Source organism: Halopelagius longus, assembly GCF_900100875.1.
Classification (GTDB): Archaea; Halobacteriota; Halobacteria; order Halobacteriales; family Haloferacaceae; genus Halopelagius; species Halopelagius longus.
The window spans coordinates 38,565-56,665 of sequence record NZ_FNKQ01000004.1 but is presented as its reverse complement, the minus strand read 5'-3'; the positions used below and the strand labels follow the sequence as shown (position 1 = coordinate 56,665).

General features: G+C 64.8%; 16 protein-coding genes. 11 read left to right on the top strand and 5 right to left on the bottom strand.

The window, feature by feature from the left end; translation table 11 throughout:
* Positions 1-45 precede the first annotated feature (45 nt).
* From BLS11_RS15375 to BLS11_RS15365, 3 genes are read right to left on the bottom strand one after another with little or no spacing between them, the layout of a single operon-like run.
* On the bottom strand, positions 46-918 hold the full coding sequence (locus BLS11_RS15375; RefSeq protein ID WP_092538873.1) for a carbohydrate ABC transporter permease: 873 nt from the start codon (positions 916-918) through the stop codon (positions 46-48).
* A complete protein-coding gene (locus tag BLS11_RS15370; protein ID WP_092538674.1) occupies positions 918-1,853 on the bottom strand; it encodes a carbohydrate ABC transporter permease in 936 nt (311 codons plus the stop codon). Before BLS11_RS15370 ends, BLS11_RS15375 begins: the two co-directional genes overlap by 1 nt.
* 49 nt (positions 1,854-1,902) lie before the next feature.
* Positions 1,903-3,321 (bottom strand): ABC transporter substrate-binding protein, encoded by a 1,419-nt coding sequence (locus BLS11_RS15365; protein ID WP_092538673.1) that lies wholly within the window; start codon positions 3,319-3,321, stop codon positions 1,903-1,905.
* Between the two features lie 293 nt (positions 3,322-3,614).
* Between BLS11_RS15365 and BLS11_RS15360 the strand changes: the two genes are divergently transcribed.
* The 11 genes from BLS11_RS15360 to BLS11_RS15310 all read left to right on the top strand — a co-directional run bounded on the left by BLS11_RS15360 (position 3,615) and on the right by BLS11_RS15310 (position 15,481).
* Positions 3,615-4,763 (top strand): carbohydrate kinase family protein, encoded by a 1,149-nt coding sequence (locus BLS11_RS15360; RefSeq protein ID WP_245698976.1) that lies wholly within the window; start codon positions 3,615-3,617, stop codon positions 4,761-4,763.
* Positions 4,764-4,947: 184 nt separating this feature from the next.
* Positions 4,948-5,979, top strand: a complete 1,032-nt coding sequence (locus BLS11_RS15355) for a zinc-dependent alcohol dehydrogenase family protein (protein ID WP_092538672.1) — start codon at positions 4,948-4,950, stop codon at positions 5,977-5,979.
* A complete protein-coding gene (locus tag BLS11_RS15350; protein ID WP_092538671.1) occupies positions 5,976-6,779 on the top strand; it encodes a class I fructose-bisphosphate aldolase in 804 nt (267 codons plus the stop codon). The genes BLS11_RS15355 and BLS11_RS15350 overlap by 4 nt, the downstream gene beginning before the upstream one ends.
* Before the next feature lie 251 nt (positions 6,780-7,030).
* Entirely contained in the window at positions 7,031-7,789 is a 759-nt protein-coding gene (locus tag BLS11_RS15345; protein ID WP_092538670.1) for an IclR family transcriptional regulator, read from the top strand.
* A 254-nt stretch (positions 7,790-8,043) separates the two neighbouring features.
* Positions 8,044-9,297, top strand: coding sequence for an MFS transporter (locus tag BLS11_RS15340; RefSeq protein WP_245698973.1), 1,254 nt, complete (start codon positions 8,044-8,046; stop codon positions 9,295-9,297).
* 271 nt (positions 9,298-9,568) lie between these two features.
* Complete coding sequence (locus BLS11_RS15335) at positions 9,569-10,342, top strand: IclR family transcriptional regulator (protein ID WP_092538668.1); 774 nt, start codon at positions 9,569-9,571, stop codon at positions 10,340-10,342.
* A gap of 221 nt (positions 10,343-10,563) precedes the next feature.
* On the top strand, positions 10,564-11,517 hold the full coding sequence (locus BLS11_RS15330) for a mannonate dehydratase (RefSeq protein ID WP_245698970.1): 954 nt from the start codon (positions 10,564-10,566) through the stop codon (positions 11,515-11,517).
* A 129-nt stretch (positions 11,518-11,646) separates the two neighbouring features.
* Positions 11,647-12,699, top strand: a complete 1,053-nt coding sequence (locus tag BLS11_RS15325) for a TRAP transporter substrate-binding protein (RefSeq protein WP_092538666.1) — start codon at positions 11,647-11,649, stop codon at positions 12,697-12,699.
* Between the two features lie 25 nt (positions 12,700-12,724).
* Complete coding sequence (locus BLS11_RS15320) at positions 12,725-13,276, top strand: TRAP transporter small permease (protein WP_092538665.1); 552 nt, start codon at positions 12,725-12,727, stop codon at positions 13,274-13,276.
* Positions 13,277-13,327: 51 nt separating this feature from the next.
* Positions 13,328-14,626, top strand: coding sequence for a TRAP transporter large permease (locus BLS11_RS15315; protein WP_092538664.1), 1,299 nt, complete (start codon positions 13,328-13,330; stop codon positions 14,624-14,626).
* A gap of 84 nt (positions 14,627-14,710) precedes the next feature.
* Complete coding sequence (locus BLS11_RS15310) at positions 14,711-15,481, top strand: SDR family NAD(P)-dependent oxidoreductase (protein WP_092538663.1); 771 nt, start codon at positions 14,711-14,713, stop codon at positions 15,479-15,481.
* On the opposite strand, the gene BLS11_RS15305 is transcribed toward BLS11_RS15310, so the two are convergent.
* Together BLS11_RS15305 and BLS11_RS15300 are read right to left on the bottom strand one after the other, a co-directional pair.
* Positions 15,476-16,513: an NAD(P)-dependent alcohol dehydrogenase gene (locus BLS11_RS15305; protein ID WP_092538662.1), complete on the bottom strand. Its 1,038-nt coding sequence runs from the start codon at positions 16,511-16,513 to the stop codon at positions 15,476-15,478. The two genes, BLS11_RS15310 and BLS11_RS15305, sit on opposite strands and share 6 nt — an antisense overlap.
* 88 nt (positions 16,514-16,601) lie before the next feature.
* The gene (locus tag BLS11_RS15300) at positions 16,602-17,561 is read right to left on the bottom strand and encodes a prolyl oligopeptidase family serine peptidase (protein ID WP_394327405.1); all 960 of its coding nucleotides are present in this window, start codon (positions 17,559-17,561) and stop codon (positions 16,602-16,604) included.
* Positions 17,562-18,101: the final 540 nt, after the last annotated feature.

Sequence of the window (18,101 nt, the reverse complement as noted above, 5' to 3'; positions counted from 1 at the left end):
GGGCGCGATTTGCGAGCGATACCGACCGACCGTTCCGTCTCGCGGTCATTCTTTGAGCACCACGCCGAAGCTGAGTCCGGCCGCGAGGTACTCGTTGACCGCCACGACGAACACCAGCACGGGAACGATTATCGCCGTCGAAGCGGCGGCGAGCAGTCCCCACTCTATCTGGCGGACGCCGATGAACTGGTACACCTGCATCGACACCGTCACCGCCCGGTTGTTCGTCAACACGAGCGAGAACAGCAGTTCTATCCACGCGAAGATGAAGCTGATGATGGCCACCGAGAAGATGCCGGGCTTGGCCGACGGGAGGACGACGCGCCGGAACGCCTGAAACTGCGTCGCGCCGTCCACCTTCGCGGCCTCTTCGAGGCTCTCGGGGATGCCGTCGAAGAACGCCTTCATCACCCAGACGACGAGCGAGATGTTGATGGTGACGTACATGAACACCATCCCCATGCGGGTGTCGTACAGGTTCAACGCCCTGAAGATGACGAAGAAGGGGATGACCACCGCGATGGGCGGGAGCATCCGCGAGGAGAGGATCCACACCAGCACGTCCCGCTGTTTGGGCACGTCGTAGCGAGAGAGGACGTACGCCGCCGGGACGCCGATGAGGAGGACGATTATCACCGACGCCGTCACCATGACGAGACTGTTGGCGAACGCCGCGATGAAACTCGACTCCTGTGCGAGCTGCATGTAGTTGTAGACCGTCGGGAGGAATATCCAGTCCGGCGGCAGCGAGATGGCCTCCCGCGGGGGTTTCAGCGACATCGAGACGATCCAGTAGAGGGGGAACAGCACTACGAACGACCACGTCAGGAGGACCGCGTGACGACCGACGGACGCGAGTCGCTCTCTGGTGGTCTGGGAGAACCGGCGGGACGGTTTCGTCGGTTCGTTCGTCGCCATCAGTTCCACACCCCCTCGAAGCCCACCTTCGAGATGAGGACGTTACAGAGCGCGACGATGCCGACGAGGTAGACGATGGCGATGGCGCTGGCGACGCCGAGGTCCACGAACTTGAACCCCTGCTCGAAGATGTTGATGCTCACGAGCTGCGTCGCCGACCCCGGGCCGCCGCGCGTGAGGCTGAACACCAGCCCGAACGTCCGGAAGAGGTCGATGAGTCTGATGAGGACGGCGACGAACAGCACCGGTTTGAGGTAGGGGACGACGACGTGGACGTACCGCCGCCACAGGGGCGCGCCGTCCACCCGCGCCGCCTCGACGAGGGTGTCCGGCACCGACGAGAGGCCGGCGTAGAAGATGATGAACATGAACGGCGTCCAGTTCCACGTGTCGACGAGGATGACCGTCAGAAGCGGCACGTCGCTGAGGAAGTTCGGCGCGGCGAACGGCGTGTACGTGGCGATGAGGTACGGAACCACGCCGACTTCCGTATTCAGCATGATGCGGAATATCGTCGCCAACGACACCGGCGCGACGGCCATCGGGAGGATGAACGCCACCCGGTAGAACTTCCGCATCCGGTCCGAACGCACGCCGGTGACGAGTGCGGCCAAGACGAACCCGATACTCGTCTCTAACGTCAGCGCTCCGGCGACGAACGCCAGCGTGATTGCGAACGAGTGGGCCGCGCCGGCCTCCGCGAACGCCGTCTGGAAGTTACTCAGCCCCGCGAACGCGCCCATCGTGTCCGGACTCGCCAAGTCGTACTGGACGAAGCTGAGATAGAGGTCGTAGACGCCGGGGAAGACGGTGATGAGGAGCATCACCAACACCATCGGCGTCATGAACCAGTACGGGAGGTACTCGTTCCACAGTTCTCGGACCCTCGTCAGCGTGAATCCGTTCTGCGTCTCGGTTTTCGTTTGGGTGCTCATTGGTTGCTGTCGGGGTTTCGGTCGCTCTCGCCCGGTTCCGCGGCGGGCATCAGTTGACCGCCGATTCGGCGCTCTCGGCCGCGTTCTTGAGGGCTTCCTCCGCCGACTGGTCGCCCGCGATGGCGGTCTGGAGTTCCTCGGAGTACTTCTGTCCCCACTCGGGGTACTTCCTGTCGAACGGGTCGGGCTTCGACTTCTTGAGCGATTCGAGCGTGACCTGCGCGAAGTTCTCGCCCACCCGAGAGCGGAACTCGTCGTTCTCCCACACCGACTTCCGGACGGCGAACGCCGCGTCGTTCTCGACGTGCATCCAGTCTGTGGTCGGCTTCGAAGACGCCCACAGCATGAACAGGAACGCCTGCTTCGAGTTCTTGGCGTTCTTCGACGTCGAAATCTGCCACGCGTAGGAGTTGGTCGTGAAGCTCCCCTCGGCGGGGGAGGGAACCTTGCCGATACCGATCTTGTCGGCGACGTCCGAGGACTCGGGGTCCGTCAGGCCGGGCCAAAAGAGGTTAGCGTCGGCGACGATGTGACCGGCGTTCCCGGACTGCATCGTCGAGAGGACGTCCGACCACGTCTGACTCGACGCGCCCTCCGGGCCGTAGTTCCGTAGCAGGTCGACGTACCACTTCCCGGCCGAGATGGCACCCTCGCTGTCGAGGCCCGAATCGTCGGGGTAGCTGTCCCACAGCTTCGCGCCGAACTGGCGGATGAACGTGTTGAGGATGTAGATGTTCATCCCGTAGCCCTTCTGTCCGCGGCCGGCGGTGCCGACCACGCCGGACTCGGCTTCCTGTATCGCCTGGGCGTTGGCGACGAACTCCTCTAAGGTCTCTGCGACCTCCAGTCCGTGCTTTTCGTAGAGGTCCGTCCGGTAGAACTGGGTCTGCACCTCGACGGTTATCGGCATGCCGGTCCACGTGTCGCTGTACCCGCCGCCGTGGGCCTGCCACTTCGTCGCCTCGAACAGGTCGTCCGGCTTGAACCAGTCCTCGTCGTACAGGCTCTCGTCTTCGAAGTACGGGTCGAGGGGTTGGAGCCACCCGGACTCGCGGAACTGGTTGACGACCTGGTCGAGGAAGAACACGTCGAACTTCCCCGCGCCGGTGCTCACGTCGGTCAACCGCTTCGTCCGGAACTGCTGTTCGGGGAGGACGTTCCACACCACGTCGATGCCGGTCAGTTCCTCGAAGACGGGGATGGCGGGCTTGATAGCGGACACCCACGTGTGGTTGACCGCGCCGATGTTTATCGAAGACCCCTCGAACTGCCGCCAGTCGATGTCGGCGTCGTACTCGCTGAGCGGGATTGCCAACTCGTCGGACCCGCCGCCCCCGGTCCCGGTTCCGTCGCCGGAGCCCCCGGTACCGGCGCTGTTGGTTCCGCCTCTGGTACACCCTGCGAGACCGGCGAGGACTCCCGCACTCGCCGCTCTCTTGATGAAACTCCGTCTGTTGCTGTCGGTCATCGTCGTAGACCTCTGTCCAAGACAGTGAGCCGCATAGTATAAAATTATTCATTAGACACACTCGTTACCATTTGTCACTATGGCGGGACGGGTCGGTGGGCGCGGTCGTCACGAGACTAAACCGCAGCGAGAGCGCTGATACCGCAGGTTCGATCGAACGAACCGCCTCGTACCAAGTTTTATTAAACCGCCGGGATACGTCGAGTACGCTGACGTGGTAGCGTGAACCAAAGTTCCAACCATCGGCGGCGCGACCGCCGGCGGTGTCCTCGACCGAGAGGCGGAGACGAACCGTGAGACGAACAAGCGACGACCGGTCACTGCTCGACGACGAGACGGCGGCGCATCTCGCGGCCTGCCGCGACGAGTTGCCGGAACGTCCGCCCGCGACGGCGGTCACCTTCGGGTTCGACGGGTTCGTCGACAACGTCCGCGAGATGGTCGACGAACGTCGGAGCGCGGAGGAGTACGCGGAGTTGGAGACGCTCGGCGAGTTGGGAACGCGAATCGGCGACTCCGTGGCGGCGGACAGTTCGCTGACCGTCGAGTGGTGCCACCTCGGAACGCGGGCCGGCGGCCACGCCGCCCACCTCTCGCGCGCCTTCGGCCGACTAGGATTCGACCCGACGCTCATCGGCACGTTCGGAGAGCCCCCGAGAGACGCGTTCGAGGCGGAGTTCGGCGACTACGAGATGCACAGCGTCGGCGACCCGACCATCACGGACGCGGTGGAGTTCCGCGACGGCAAACTCATGCTGCAGGAGGCGGGGAGCCAACCGCGACTCGACTGGACGACGCTCGCCGACCGAGTCGGGGTGGAGACGCTCGCCGACGCCGTGGACGGGTCGGCGGCCCTCGGCGTCGGCTACTGGGCGAACGTCCCCGAGATGGCCACCATCTGGGACGGACTCCGGTCCGAACTGTGGCCGCTCCTCTCTGACCCGCCCGAGACGGTGTTCGTGGATCCCGCCGACCTCAGACACCTCTCGACGGACCGAATCAGGGCCGGCGCAGAGTCGCTTTCGGCCCTCGACGACGTCGTCCCCGTCACCGTGAGCGCGAACCGCTCCGAGACGGCCGTTGTCGCCGGCCTCCGCGACGGCGACGAGGAGGTGGAGTCGATTTGGACCGCGGCCGAAACCGCCCGCGACGTGCTCGGCGTGACGCGGTACGCGGTCCACTCGCCCACGGAGGTGGCCGCGGCGACGCCGGAGGGCGTCCACCGGGCGGCCGTCCCGCGGACGGACGACCCGGTGCTGACGACGAGCGCCGGCGACCACTTCAACGCGGGACTGCTGTTCGCGGAGATAGCCGGCCTCACGGCCGGCGCTTCGCTCGTCGTCGGCAACGCCGTCGCCGGTTACTTCGTCCGAAACGGCGAACCGCCGACGTACGACGATTTGCTCGGATTCGTCGCCGAGTACGAGCAGGCGTTCGAGTAGCCGAACGGGACGACCGGCCGAGACGAGAGGCGAACCGGCCGAAAACGGATCGACCGAAAGACGACCGAGACGAACCGGCTGAAAACGAACACGCCGAAACACGACCGAGACGAACGATGACCGAGACGAGAACCCGAGACGACGCACCGCCCGCAGAACGCACCCCACGGAAGACTCAGTAACTATGCGCGCAGCAGCACTCACGGACGTTGGCGAGATGGAAGTACAGACGCGAGATCGACCGACCCCGAACCCCGACGAAGTCCTCGTCGAAGTCGGCGCCTGCGGGGTCTGCATGACCGACTACCACATGTACCACGGTTCCTTCGACGTCGAGACGCCGTTGGTGCTCGGCCACGAGAGCGCCGGCACCGTCGTCGACGTCGGCGACGACGTCCGCGGCTTCGAACGCGGGGACCGAGTCGCGATGAACCCGGTCGTCCCCTGTAACGCCTGCTCGGCCTGCAAGCGGGGCGACACGCACCTCTGCGAGAACAACACGTCCATCGGCGGGGCGGGCGAGACGATAATCGACGGCGCGTTCGCCGAGTACGTCCGGGTCCCGGCGACCAACGTCGAGAGCGTCGGCGACCTGCCGTTTCGGGAGGCTGCGTTGGCCGAACCGCTCGCGTGTTGCGTCCACGGCGCGGACCGAAGCGGCGTCCGACAGGGTGACAGCGTGGCCATCATCGGGGCCGGACCGATCGGACTGATGTTGCTTCAGACGCTTTCGAACCGCGGCGCGAGCCCCATCGCGGTTTCGGAACTCGACCCCGACCGGCGCGAACTCGCGGCGGAACTCGGCGCGGACGTGGTGGTCGACCCCGCCGAGGGCGACCCGGTCGAGGCCATCCGCGACGAAATCGGCGAGGTGGACGCCGGCATCGAAGTCGTCGGCAAGGTGCCGACCATCGAGCAAGCCCACGAAATCACCGCCAAGGGCGGAAACACGCTGATTTTCGGCGTTCCGCCGCAGGACGCCACGCTCGAGGTCAACCCGTTCGACATCTACTTCGAGGAAGTCGACCTCCGCGGGACGTACGCGCTGAATCAGGAGTCGTTCGAACGCGCCGTCTCGCTCCTCCGGCGCGGGCGCATCGACGCCGACGCCCTCGTCTCCGAGGAAATCGGACTCGACGACATCCCCGCGGCGTTCGACCGGATGGCCGACGCGCAGGGTCTGAAGAAGATAGTCGTTCCCGGGAGAGGGCAATGAGCGAGTACGAACTCCTCGACACCGACTCCGGCAACGCCGTCGTCGTCGCTCTCGACCACGGCATCGGCATGGGCGCGGTAGACGGGTTCGAGGACCCCCGCGCCACCCTCGAAGCCGTCCTCGACGGCGGCCCCGACGGCGTCCTCGTCGGGCCGTTCTTCGCGGAACGGTTCGCCGACGTACTCGCGGCGTCGAGCGCCGACGTTTTGGTGACGGCCGACTTCGTCTCCCCGTCGAGTCACCCCGGCGAACAGGTCGGCCCCTGGGTCCAGCAACGCGCGTTCGACGCGGAACGCCTCCTCGACTGCGACCCGGTCGGCGTCAAATCCGTCCTCGCGTTCGGGCGGCAGGACACCCGCGCGATGGAGCGAAACGTCGAGTACATCACCGAACTGACCGAGGAACTCCGCGGAACGGGCGTCCCGCACATCGTCGAGACGGTGATGTGGGGCGACGGCGTCCCCGCGCGGTTCGAGACGGAGACGGAGTACGTCGCAAACGCCTGCCGCATCGGGTGGGAACTGGGCGCCGATATCCTCAAAGCGCCGTACACGGGGGACGCCGATTCGTTCGCGTCCATCGTCCGGAACGCGCCGGTTCCCGTGATGATACTCGGCGGCCCCTCCTCCGGGTCGGTACGTGCGATGCTCGAAGACGTCGAGGGAGCGATGGCGGCCGGCGCGCGCGGACTCGTCATCGGCCGCAGCGTCTGGCAGACCGACGACCCGACCGCTGTCACCCGCGCCCTCGGCGACATCGTCCACGACGGACGGTCCGTCGAGAGCGTCTGGCCGGCCTGAAATCGGCGGTACCGACTCCCTTTCTTTTGCTTCTCTGCGTTCCGGCTAGTAGGCTGTACCGGCCGTCTTCAGAGCAACCGCTTCGTTCTTCAGAGATGAACGAACTAAATTCGAACCCGACGGAGACTGAAACGACTCTCCTGAGTTATTGTTCATTATGTAATCTACGCAGACTAACCGCCTCCGAACGCCGCTTCGTTCACCTGTGCTGAACAAGATATTTACCCCGAGGGAGGGTACGCGCAGACACGATGTCCGAATACACGGTGGCGGCCACCCGAACGTCGTTGCGAATCCTCGAAACGCTCGTCGAGTCCGACGACGCCCTCGGCGTCACGGCGCTTTCCGAACGGGTCGGCGTCGCAAAGAGCGTCGCTCACAATCACCTCTCGACGCTTCGGGCGTGCGGATACGTCGTCGAGAAAGACGGGACGTACGAACCCTCGCTCCGAACGCTCAACCTCGGCGTCCGGACGCGCGCCCGGACGACCGTCTACGACGGCGCCAGAGAGAAGGTGGACGCCCTCGCGGAGGCGACGGGGGAGACGGCGACGCTGTTCGTACTCGAGGCCGACCGAGGCGTCCCCGCTTACGTCTCCGAAGTCGCTGACGGGTGGTCGCCGGAGTTCCGGGCGGGCGAACGGATGCCGCTTCACCTCAACGCGCCGGGAAAGTCCCTCTTGGCGTCGCTCTCCGAGGATCGACTGACGGAGATACTCGACCGAAGCGACCTGACCGCGCGGACGCAGGCGACTATCACCGACCGAGACGAACTCGAAGCGGAACTCCGCCGCATCCGCGACAACGGCTTCTCGTTCTGCAGAGGTGAACAGTTCGAGGGCATAGTCGGCGTCGCCGCGGCGGTTCCGAACGCGGGCGGCGACCGGACGGCCGCAGTCGGCGTCTGCGGCCCGGCCGACCGGTTGAACGGTCGGTACCTCGAAGAGGACATCACCGGGCAGGTGCTGAGTACCACGAAGTCCATCCAAGTGGACCTGACAGGGGAGTGACCGCCTCGCGGAGTGTGGCTCCGTCCGTGCGGCCGCGGACGGAGACGCCAACCGGGGGAGGACGGCCCTACGACTCGGGAATCCGCTCTCTCCGAAATATGTGACAGCACTATGACTGTAACGGGACGCTCGAACGCCTCTCCTCGTCTCACCTACTCGTATCGAACCGCGCGTCGGCGAGTCGGGAGCGCAACTAGGCGAAGATTCTGCCCCTTGCCACACGGCTTATGTTCCGGAGGGAACACCCACACGCGATGCACGCTCGGAACGCGGCCAGGTACGCCACGCTGGTGTTGGCCGCGGGTATCTGGTTCCTGAGCAAGTTCCTCCGGTACGCGTTTCCGCCCCTCTTCGAGACGATGCAGGCGAGTTACGGCGTCTCGAACGCGGAAGTCGGGACGATATACACCGGTCTCATGGTCGTGTACGCGTCGTTGCAGTTCCCCTCGGGGATGCTCTCGGACCGGTTCGGGTCCGTCCGCGTCGTCGCCGGCGGCGCTCTGTTGGCCTCTCTCGGGTCGTTCGTCCTCGTGTTCGACTCGCCCGCCGCGGTGCTTGCGGCGGCGGCCGTCCTCATCGGCGCGGGGACTGGCGCGCACAAGACGGTCACCGTGGGGATTCTCTCTCGGGTGTACCCGGCCCGAACGGGACGCGTGCTGGGAACGTACGACACGTTCGGAGCGTACGGCGGCGTCGGCGCGTCCGCGGTAGTGACGCTGTTTCTCGTCGCCCCGCCGGCGTTGGACGGCCTGTTCTCGCTGTTACCGGGTGCGACGTGGCGGGGAGTCTTCCTCCTGTCCGGCGTCGTCGGCGTCGCCCTCGCGGCGGCGTTCGCGCGGTACGTCCCCCGACAGTTACCGGCGTCGTCCGAGGCGGCGTCCGACTCCGAGGAGGCCCCTCCCGCCTCGGCGTATCTCCGCCAGTTCGCAAACCCCGCCTTCTCCGCGTTCATCCTCGTGACGGTGCTCTTCTCGTTTTCGTACAACGGCGCGGTGGCGTTCCTCCCGTTGTACCTCTCGGAGGTGGCCGGGTTGGAGACGACGACGGCGAACCTCCTGTACTCGGCGCTGTTCGCGGTGAGCGTCGTTCAAGTGCTCACCGGCGACGTGAGCGACCGGACGGGCCGACTCCCCATCGTCGTCGTCACCGTCGCCATGGCGGCGACGGCGCTTCTCGGGGTTATCGTCTTCGCGAACGCGGGGGCGGTCGTTCTCGGCGTCGCCGTCGTCACCTTCGCCCTCGGGAGTCACGGCTTCCGGCCGGTCCGCGGCGTCTACCTCGTCGAACTACTCCCCGACCGAATCGCCGCCGGCGGGTTCGGCATCGTCCGGACCCTCCTGATGGGCGCCGGCGCGGCGTCGCCGACAGTCGTAGGGTTCGTCGCGGACGGATTCGGGTTCCGAATCGCGTTCGCCCTGCTCTCGGCGTCGCTACTCGGCGCGGCGGCAATCGCGACCGGACTCCTCCTCGTCGGCGGGGACGGACGAACGGTGACCGGACCCAGTTGAGACGGCCGCCGTCTTACCGCCGCCGACTATGAAAGGCGCGTCGGAAATCGCCTCCCCGCCGTAACGTCGAGGGAACTCCGCTGTGTCGTTACAAACATAGATTTGTAACGGACACGTCCATGCACTCCGGAGACGTACGTCTCGAACGCGCTCACCTCCCGTTATCTCCCGATTTTCCCGCCTCTTCCTCCTCGGTGCGCCGCCCGTCCGGCGAGCGACGTGCAATTCCACTCATGGTAGAACTTATGTGCGCGATTACCGTAGGACTTCCATGAACCTCGACATACCGGGCGACGACGGAAAGCGGGTCAGCGCCGTTCAGCGAGCGTTCGAAGTCATCGGCGTGTTGCGGGAGTCGGGTACGGTCCGCATCAAGGACGTCGCGGCGGAACTCGACATTCCGACGAGTACGGCGCACGTCCACCTGAAGACGCTGGAGTCCGTGGGGTACGTCGTCCGCGACGAGGACGGCTACAGACTGGGGCTTCGATTCCTCCGGGACGGTTCGGTCGCCAGAAACGGCCGGCGCGTCTACTCGACGGCGAAATCCGAGGTAGACGGCGTCGCCGACAGCACCGGCGAAGTCGCGAACCTCGGCGTCGAGGAGAACGGCCAGCGCGTCATCGTCTACCAGTCGGAGGGCAGCGAGGCGGTGTACGACAACGCGCTCGTCGGCGAGTTCACGAACATGCACTGGACCGCCTTGGGAAAGGCTATCCTCGCCGAGTTACCGGAGGAGTACGTGACGCAGATCGTCGAGCACTACGGCCTTCCGGCGGCCACGGAGAACACCATCGACGACGCAGAGACGCTCTTCGCGGAGTTGACGGACGTTCGAAACCGAGGGTACGCGCTCGAAGACGAGGAGCGACGCGCCGGAATCCGTTCGATAGCGATTCCAATACTGGTGGACGGCGGCGTCATCGGAGCGGTCTCGCTCTCGGGCCCGAAGGAACGGTTCGACGCCGACCGAATCGACGAGGAACTGTTGCCGGCGCTCAAGGACTGCAGAAACGTCGTGGAGGTCAAAACCGCGTACGAATAGCGTGCGAACTCGGCCTCTTTCCGGTGAGACGGCGGCGACGAATACACTATGAGTGGACATCCGTGCGATACGGGAACGAACCTCTGGTGGGTCCTCTCCCCCGTGAGGCCGCTACCGTCCCGATACGACGCGTCAGAACCCGACTTCGGGCGCTCGGAGCCGTCGGAAAACACGTAGCGTGAGCAAAGTTTACGTGCGAGGAACCCTCTCGATTCTTTCGTATGGATCCAGCATTGATGCTGCCGCCGTCTCCGGACAGACGATGGACGCTCGCAAAGCAGATGGGCGTGGACCGCGGCGTCGTCCGGTTCTGGGGAGTCGACGACTGGTGGGAGTACGATACGCTCCTCCGCACGCGAAATCGGTTCGAGGACAACGGAATACGGCTGCAGGTGGTCGAGGACCGACCGCCGATGACTCGGACCGTCCTCGGGAAGGAGGGCCGCAACGAGGAGATAGCGACGGTGAAGCGGTTGCTCAAGAACATGGGAAAACTCGGAATCGAGACCTACTGTTGGGTCTGGACCGAGAACCCGGTCGGAGTGCTCCGCACCTCGGATTCGATACCCGACCGAGGGGGGTCGCTGAAGTCCGGTTACGACCACGAGTGGAGTCGTCGGGCGGACGACCATCCCGAGTCCGGAATCACCGAGGAGGAACTCTGGGAGAATCTCGAATACTTCCTCGACGAAGTCGTACCTGTGGCGGAGGAAGCGGGCGTGAAGATGGCCCTCCACCCGGACGACCCTCCGTTACCGTCCGTACGCGGCGTCCCTCGCCTCGTCACGTCGGTCGACAACTACGAACGAATCCTCGACCTCCACGAGAGCCCGAACCACGGGGTGACGTTCTGCCAGGGGAACTTCGCGGCGATGGAAACCGACGTTCGGTCGGCCATCCGCCGCCTCGGGGACCGCATCCACTTCGTCCACTTCCGCGACGTCGAGGGCTCCGCGGAGTCGTTCGTCGAGACGTGGCACGACGACGGCCCGACGGACATGCGCGCCTGCATCGAAGCCTATCGGGACGTCGGATACGACGGCCCCATTCGACCGGACCACGTTCCGAAGATGCTCGGGGAGGAGGACCGAGACGGGGCGCACGCCGGTTACACGGACATGGGCCGACTGTTCGCCATCGGCTACATGAAAGGACTGCTCGAACAGACCGCTTAGCCGCATCTTACTCGTGCGACGCTCCCTAACGGTGAGGCCGCCAGTGTCGGCGTCTCGTCCTCGCCGGACGATGATTAAAATGTACTATCGGGAAAGATATAAGTGGTAGTATCGTAAGTTGGGTAATGTATGTCACAGCAGAGCCGAAGAAGCTTCATCAAACGGGCTAGTTTGCTCGGCGGAACCGGCGCAGTCACGTCGCTCGCGGGCTGTTCCGGCGCCGGCGGCGGTTCGGGGAACACCGGAACCACGGGTTCCTCCGGGGGCGGCGACTCCGGCAGCGAAAGCCACTCGATGCTCATCGGGAGCGTCTTCCCCAGCGGTCACGTCATAAACGAGATGGCGAACTCGTGGGCCGACACCGTCGCGAAGGAGACGGACGACCGCGTCTCGATAACCATCGAACCGGCGTTCGGCGGCGAACAGGAGGTGATGGAGCAGACGCGAATCGGCTCCATCGACGGGACCATCATCGGGACCCGGTGGGTCATCGATTACGACCCGAAGAACTTCTGGGTCGAGTCCCCGTTCGTCTTCGAGAACTGGGAGCAACAGAAGCGAGCGTTCGAGGCGGACTACCTCGACGACGGAAAGAAGCGACTCCGCGAGGAGGGCAACCAGCGACTCGTCGAACAGCCGGTGTACCGAGGGTACCGACACACCTCCGGAAAGAGCGCCTTCGAGACGCCGGAAGACATCCAAGGGACGAACCTCCGCGTGCCGGACCTCTCCCCGTGGGTGAACATCTGGGAGGGAATCGGCGCGAGTCCGACGACCGTCGCCTTCGACGAACTGTACAGCGCGCTCCAACAGGGCGTCGTGAAAGCGCAGGAGAACCCGGCGGAGACGGTTCTCTCGGCGTCGCTCCACGAGGTGCAGAGCCACTACACGCTGACTCAACACCTGGCCTCGACCGGGTGGTTCACTCTCAACACCGACACGTTCTCTTCGCTGTCGGACGACGACCAGACGGTGGTCACCGACACCCTCACGCAGAGCATCAAAGACCTCAGCACCAAGATCGCGGAGTCGGAGTCGAAAGCCATCGACGAACTGAAGAACAAGGGGATGACGATCGTCGAACCGGACCGCGACGCGTGGTTGGCGGCGGCGGAAGAACCGCTGAAAGCCCAGTTCGAGAAGAAGTGGGAGCCGTCGCTCGAAGAAGTACGAAACATTTGAGAACGCCCCCTAACACACGACACGCATGGTCGAGACCAACGAGAACACGTCCCCCGGCCGATACTTCGACGGCGCGGTCAGGGCAGTCGCGTTGTCCCTGTACGTGCTGATGATACTCGTCGTCGGGTTACAGATACTCACTCGGTGGGTGATCGGTTCGTTCATCGGCAGTAGCTTACCGTGGACCGTCAACCTCTCGCAGATGCTACTCGTCGCCGTCACGTTCATCGGCGCCGCGGTGGCCAGCGGGAAGCGCGAACACATCTCGCTCGACCTGCTGGTGTCGCGCCTCTCGGACGACACGATACGGGCGTTGACGGCCCTGCGGACGATACTCGTGTTGGCGTTCGTCGGGGTCATGGTCAGCGGCGCGTACCCGCTCTACCAGCAGAACAGAGGCTCCGTCATCGGTGCGTTGCCGGCTCACGCCCCGTTCACGCAGGCGTGGCTGTACGTTCCGGTCGTCGTCGGCGGCGTCGTCATCGCCGTCTACGGCGTCCGCGACCTGTGGGCGGTAGTCGCGTCGCCGGAGACGATACTGGAAGATATGAAACGAGGAGACGACGATGAGAACTGACGCACGACTCGGTCGAACTCGCACCATCCGTCTCGGGGAGGCGACGGTCTGATGGGGGACGTCGGCCTCCTCGTCCTGTTCGTCGGGGTACTGCTCGCGCTCTACCTGTTCGAGGTGCCGGTCGTCTACGCGCTCGGACTGACGAGCCTCATCCTCATGTGGACGACGTCGATACCCTTCGAACCGCTGCTCGTCGCCCAGACGATGGTCAGCGGGAGCAACTCGTTCGTCCTGCTGGCTATCCCGCTGTTCCTTCAGACGGGGCTCCTGATGAACGCACTCGGCCTGACGGACGTCATCTTCGACTTCGCGACGGCCATCGTCGGGCCGATTCGTGGCGGCCTCGCCCACGTGAACATCGTCGCCAGCATCATCTTCTCGGGGATGACCGGGACGGCCGCGGCCGACGCCGCCGGACTCGGCGCGATAGAGTACCGGGCGATGCGCGACGAGGGGTACGAGGAGGGATTCAGCGTCGCGGTCACCGGGTCCTCGTCCATCATCGGACCGATAATCCCGCCGAGCGTCCCGCTCATCATCTACGGCGTCATCGCGCAGGTGTCCATCGGGACGCTGTTCATCGCGGGACTCGTCCCGGGACTCATCATGGGACTCGGGCTGATGATACTCTGTACGTTCTACGCCAACAAACACGGCTACGGCCGCGGCGACTGGTGGTCGCTCGACCGAATCGGCCGGACGTTCCTCAGGGCGCTTCCGGCGCTCGGGACGCCGATTCTCATCATCGGCGGCATCTTGGGCGGTCTGTTCACCGCGACGGAGGCGGGCGCGATAGCCCTGTTCTACACGATACTCATCGGAACCCTGTTCTACGACGCGCTCACGTTAGAAGAGCTGATAGAGAGCTTCGAGGACGGGATGACGAGGACGGCGTCGCTGACGTTCATCGTCGCCGCCGCCTCGCTGTACGGCTTCCTCATCCGGCGCGCCCAACTGCCGGAGTTGCTCGCCGAGGCGGTCACGACCGTCTCCACCGACCCCGTCGTCGTTCTGCTGCTGATAGCGGGCGTGCTGTTCATCGTGGGGCTGATGCTGGAGACGATAGCGGCCATCACCATCCTCACGCCGGTGTTCCTCCCCGTCATCGAGCAGACGGCAATCAGCCCGATCCACTTCGGCGTGATAATGATAATCACGCTGATGATCGGACTGTTGACGCCGCCGTTCGGCGTGATTCTGTTCGTCCTCAACGCCGTCACCGGCGTCTCTCTCGAACGAATCACGCGGAACATGGTTCCGTTCTACGTTCCGCTCCTCGTCGCACTCGTACTCGCCATCGTCTTCCCCGAAGTCGTGATGTGGCTCCCCCGGACGATGGGACTCGCCTGACCGAACCTCCGGCGGACGCCGACTTCGGGCCGTTTTCGAGACAATCGAAAGAATAAGGGAACGACGGGTGGTTATCGGTACCGTATGTCTGACTCACCGACGCAGACTGTGAGCGTCTCGAACAAGACGGCGGTCGTCATCGGCGGAACGAGCGGTATCGGGCGCGCAATCGCGCTGGCGTTCGCGGACGACGGCGCGGACGTCGTCGCGACGAGCCGAGACGAACGCGCCGTCGCGGAGGCCGCGGAGGAACTCCGCTCGCGGGGCGCGGAGACGGTCGAGGTCACCTGCGACGTTCGCGAGATGGACTCCGTCGAGAACCTTTACGAGCGAGTGTCGTCCGAACTCGGGGAGGTGGACGTGTTAGTCAACTCCGCCGGATCGGTGGCGAAAGCGCCCGTCACCGAGATGGACGCCGAAGACTGGGAGCGAGACATCGACACCAACCTCACCGGCGTCTTCCGCGCGTGTCAGGTGTTCGGCCGGGAGATGGACGAGGGGAGTATCGTCAACATCTCCTCTATGTCCGCGGGACAGGCGCGGGAGCAACGTCCGGCGTACTGCGCCGCAAAGAGCGGCGTCAACGGTCTCACCCGCGCCGCGGCGGCCGACCTGGGGCCGGAGGTGCGGGTCAACGCGATAGAGCCCGGATTCGTCGAGACGCCGTTGGCCGGCGACGCGTTCGCTCAGGGTACCGACCTCCGCGAGCAGATAGACGACCGGACGCCCCTCGAACGGGTCGCACAACCGACGGAAATCGCGGGTGCGGCGGTGTACCTCGCCAGCGACGCCGCGTCGTTCACGACCGGCGAGACGCTCAAAATCGACGGCGGGTACGACGACAGTTCGCTATGAGTCGTCGCTGACTCGGACGACGCCTTTCACGCTCTCCGGTTCGATAGCGCGGTCGAACGCCGCCTGCGTTTCCGCGAACGGGGACTCGAAGCTCACGATTCCGTCGACGTCGAACCGCCCGGTTCGGATTCCCTCGATGGCTTCCTCGTAGGTGTCTCTGAACCTGAACGACCCCTTCAGGTCGTACTCGCCGCCGATCAACTCGACCACGTCCGCCGGGAGTCCGGCGTCGAGGGGGATGCCGACGAAGACGACGGTGCCGCCGCGCTTGACGGCCTCCGTCGTCAGTTCGATGGCGCTCTCGGCCCCGGAACTCTCGAAGACGACGTCGACGCCGTCCTCGTCGACGCGTTCGCGAACCACGCTGACGGGGTCCTCGGACGTCACGTCGACCGTGTGGTCCACGCCGCGGCGGTCGGCCAATCGGAGTTTCTCGTCCACCACGTCGGTCAGGACGACGTCTGCCGCCCCGCGGGCCATGGCAACCTCCGAGACGAGTTGTCCGATGGGACCGCCGCCGGTGACGAGGACCGTATCGCCCTCGGAGACGCCGCCCCGTTCGCAGGCGTGCATCGCGACGCTCAGCGGTTCGACGAGGGCGCCCTCCCGCAGGGAGACGTCGTCCGGAAGCGGGTAGACGAGTTCTGCCGGCCACGCGACGTACTCCGTGAGTGCGCCGTCGACGGGCGGCGAGGACATGTACTCCATCCGCTTACAGAGGTGGTACTCGCCGTCCGTACAGTACGAGCAGTCGCCGCACGGAATTCCGGGTTCGACGGCCACCCGGTCGGACTCCGAGACGGAGTCAACGTCGCTCCCGACGTCGACGACGGTGCCCGCAGATTCGTGCCCGAGGACGTGCGGGAAGTCGACGACGTTGCCGCTGTTCTCTCCGTGCTGGTAGTAGTGGAGGTCCGACCCGCAGATTCCGACTCGGTCGATTCGGACGAGCACCTCGTCCGACTCTATCTGCGGCCGGTCCCGCTCGACGAGCGAAAGTTCACCGACAGCTGTCAGTGCGCAGGTTCGCATAGGAGAACTGCCGACGAACAGACGTATACGTTTTTTGGTGCCGGTACCGTATCGTCGGAACGACACGTACTGGCGTCGGTTCGAAGCGTCACGCTTCGGTGTCGCAGCAGGCCAGATCGCCGATCGTTCGTGTCAAGAACTGTCCAATCGTTATCGGTCCCGCCGGCGGTTTCCCCTGCGTGAGAACCCTCGCGGCCCCGCCTTTCTCGATGTGAACGGTTTCCGAAACCGACTGCGCGGGGGTCGGGCTCGCCGCTAAGAGGTCCATCGCCACTCGTTCTGACTGAATCGTTTCGATTCCTCCGTGAGCGAACACGTGGTTCAACTCGTGGAGTTCGTATTTGATCGCATCGACGCCGGCTTTATCTAGCGCGTCGTACAGAACGCGACTGTGTTTGATCGGAACCACTTGGTCTGCGCGTCCGTGCATGATGAGGAACGGCGGGTCGTTCGCGGAGACGTGCGTCACCGGACTCGCCTGTTCGAACCGAGCCCGGTTCTCGGACTTCGGGCCGCCGATGAGCAGCGTCTCGGGATTGCCCGTCTCGCCCGGCGTTAGCGTGAGATCCGAGACCCCATACCAGTTGACGACTGCTTGAACGGCGCCCGACTCGTCGGGTGCGACCTCCTTCCGGAGTTCGTCCTCCGAATAAGCCTCTCCCGCGAGGTCCGTCACGTCGTCGAGAACGCCGACGAGACTGGCTAGGTGGCCGCCTGCCGACGCACCCCACGCCGCGACGCGTTCGGCGTCGTACCCGTACTCGCCTGCGTTCGCCCGTAACCACCGAACCGCCGCCTTCGCGTCGACGAAGTGATCGGGAAACACGCCGCGCGGCGTCGGGTTCTCGGGATCGATACTCGGTAACTCGACATCCTCGGGAACCTCCGAGAGCCGATAGCTGACGCTCGCAATCGCCATTCCCCACTTCTCGGCGTACCGCGCCAGTTCGGGGGCGTTGTCTCGGGTGTTGAACACCCAGGCCCCGCCGTGGTAGTAGACGATCAGCGGCGGGTCGTCTACGGCCGGAACGTACAGGTCCAGTTTCATCTCGCCTACGTCACGTTCGGCGTACGTGACGCCCTCGTGGACGGTGACGGAATCGGACTCCTCGGAGTCGTTCGTCTCCGTCGATTCATCGCTCGACTCGTCGGGCTCGCTCGTCTCCGTTGACTCATCGGTGGCGGCGACGCTCCCCGAATAGCCGCCAACCGTGAGTGCCCCCGTAAGACCGAGGAACGTCCGCCGTTTCGTACTGCTCTCTTCTCCATCGGAACCTTCTGTCGGGAGCTCCATGGACGAAATGTTAGACGACAATCATTGTTATCTTTTGGGTAGGTATGGAGCTAAACCGTGCCGCCAACGAAACACGGTTGCAGCCAATGAATACGCTTTCGCCGGAATATGCCGGAGACGCTACTTCTCCGGCCGACGGACTCGAAAACACTACTATTTCTACGTGGCGGGGAGGCGTCGCGCGGGCCGGACAGGAGGATGAATGCCGTTGAGTGGGCCGACGGTGCTTCTTACGGACGATGTTGGAGTAGGGACAGATCGACTAGGAGTCGGAGGAAATAGGACTATCGCGCC

Coding starts and splice junctions, on each gene's coding strand:
- BLS11_RS15305 (WP_092538662.1), bottom strand. CDS start 16,513: ATGCGAACCTGCGCACTGACAGCTGTCGGTGAACTTTCGCTCGTCGAG.
- BLS11_RS15370 (WP_092538674.1), bottom strand. CDS start 1,853: ATGAGCACCCAAACGAAAACCGAGACGCAGAACGGATTCACGCTGACG.
- BLS11_RS15310 (WP_092538663.1), top strand. CDS start 14,711: ATGTCTGACTCACCGACGCAGACTGTGAGCGTCTCGAACAAGACGGCG.
- BLS11_RS15375 (WP_092538873.1), bottom strand. CDS start 918: ATGGCGACGAACGAACCGACGAAACCGTCCCGCCGGTTCTCCCAGACC.
- BLS11_RS15350 (WP_092538671.1), top strand. CDS start 5,976: ATGAGCGAGTACGAACTCCTCGACACCGACTCCGGCAACGCCGTCGTC.
- BLS11_RS15365 (WP_092538673.1), bottom strand. CDS start 3,321: ATGACCGACAGCAACAGACGGAGTTTCATCAAGAGAGCGGCGAGTGCG.
- BLS11_RS15300 (WP_394327405.1), bottom strand. CDS start 17,561: ATGAAACTGGACCTGTACGTTCCGGCCGTAGACGACCCGCCGCTGATC.
- BLS11_RS15330 (WP_245698970.1), top strand. CDS start 10,564: ATGGATCCAGCATTGATGCTGCCGCCGTCTCCGGACAGACGATGGACG.
- BLS11_RS15315 (WP_092538664.1), top strand. CDS start 13,328: ATGGGGGACGTCGGCCTCCTCGTCCTGTTCGTCGGGGTACTGCTCGCG.
- BLS11_RS15325 (WP_092538666.1), top strand. CDS start 11,647: ATGTCACAGCAGAGCCGAAGAAGCTTCATCAAACGGGCTAGTTTGCTC.
- BLS11_RS15335 (WP_092538668.1), top strand. CDS start 9,569: ATGAACCTCGACATACCGGGCGACGACGGAAAGCGGGTCAGCGCCGTT.
- BLS11_RS15320 (WP_092538665.1), top strand. CDS start 12,725: ATGGTCGAGACCAACGAGAACACGTCCCCCGGCCGATACTTCGACGGC.
- BLS11_RS15340 (WP_245698973.1), top strand. CDS start 8,044: ATGCACGCTCGGAACGCGGCCAGGTACGCCACGCTGGTGTTGGCCGCG.
- BLS11_RS15345 (WP_092538670.1), top strand. CDS start 7,031: ATGTCCGAATACACGGTGGCGGCCACCCGAACGTCGTTGCGAATCCTC.
- BLS11_RS15355 (WP_092538672.1), top strand. CDS start 4,948: ATGCGCGCAGCAGCACTCACGGACGTTGGCGAGATGGAAGTACAGACG.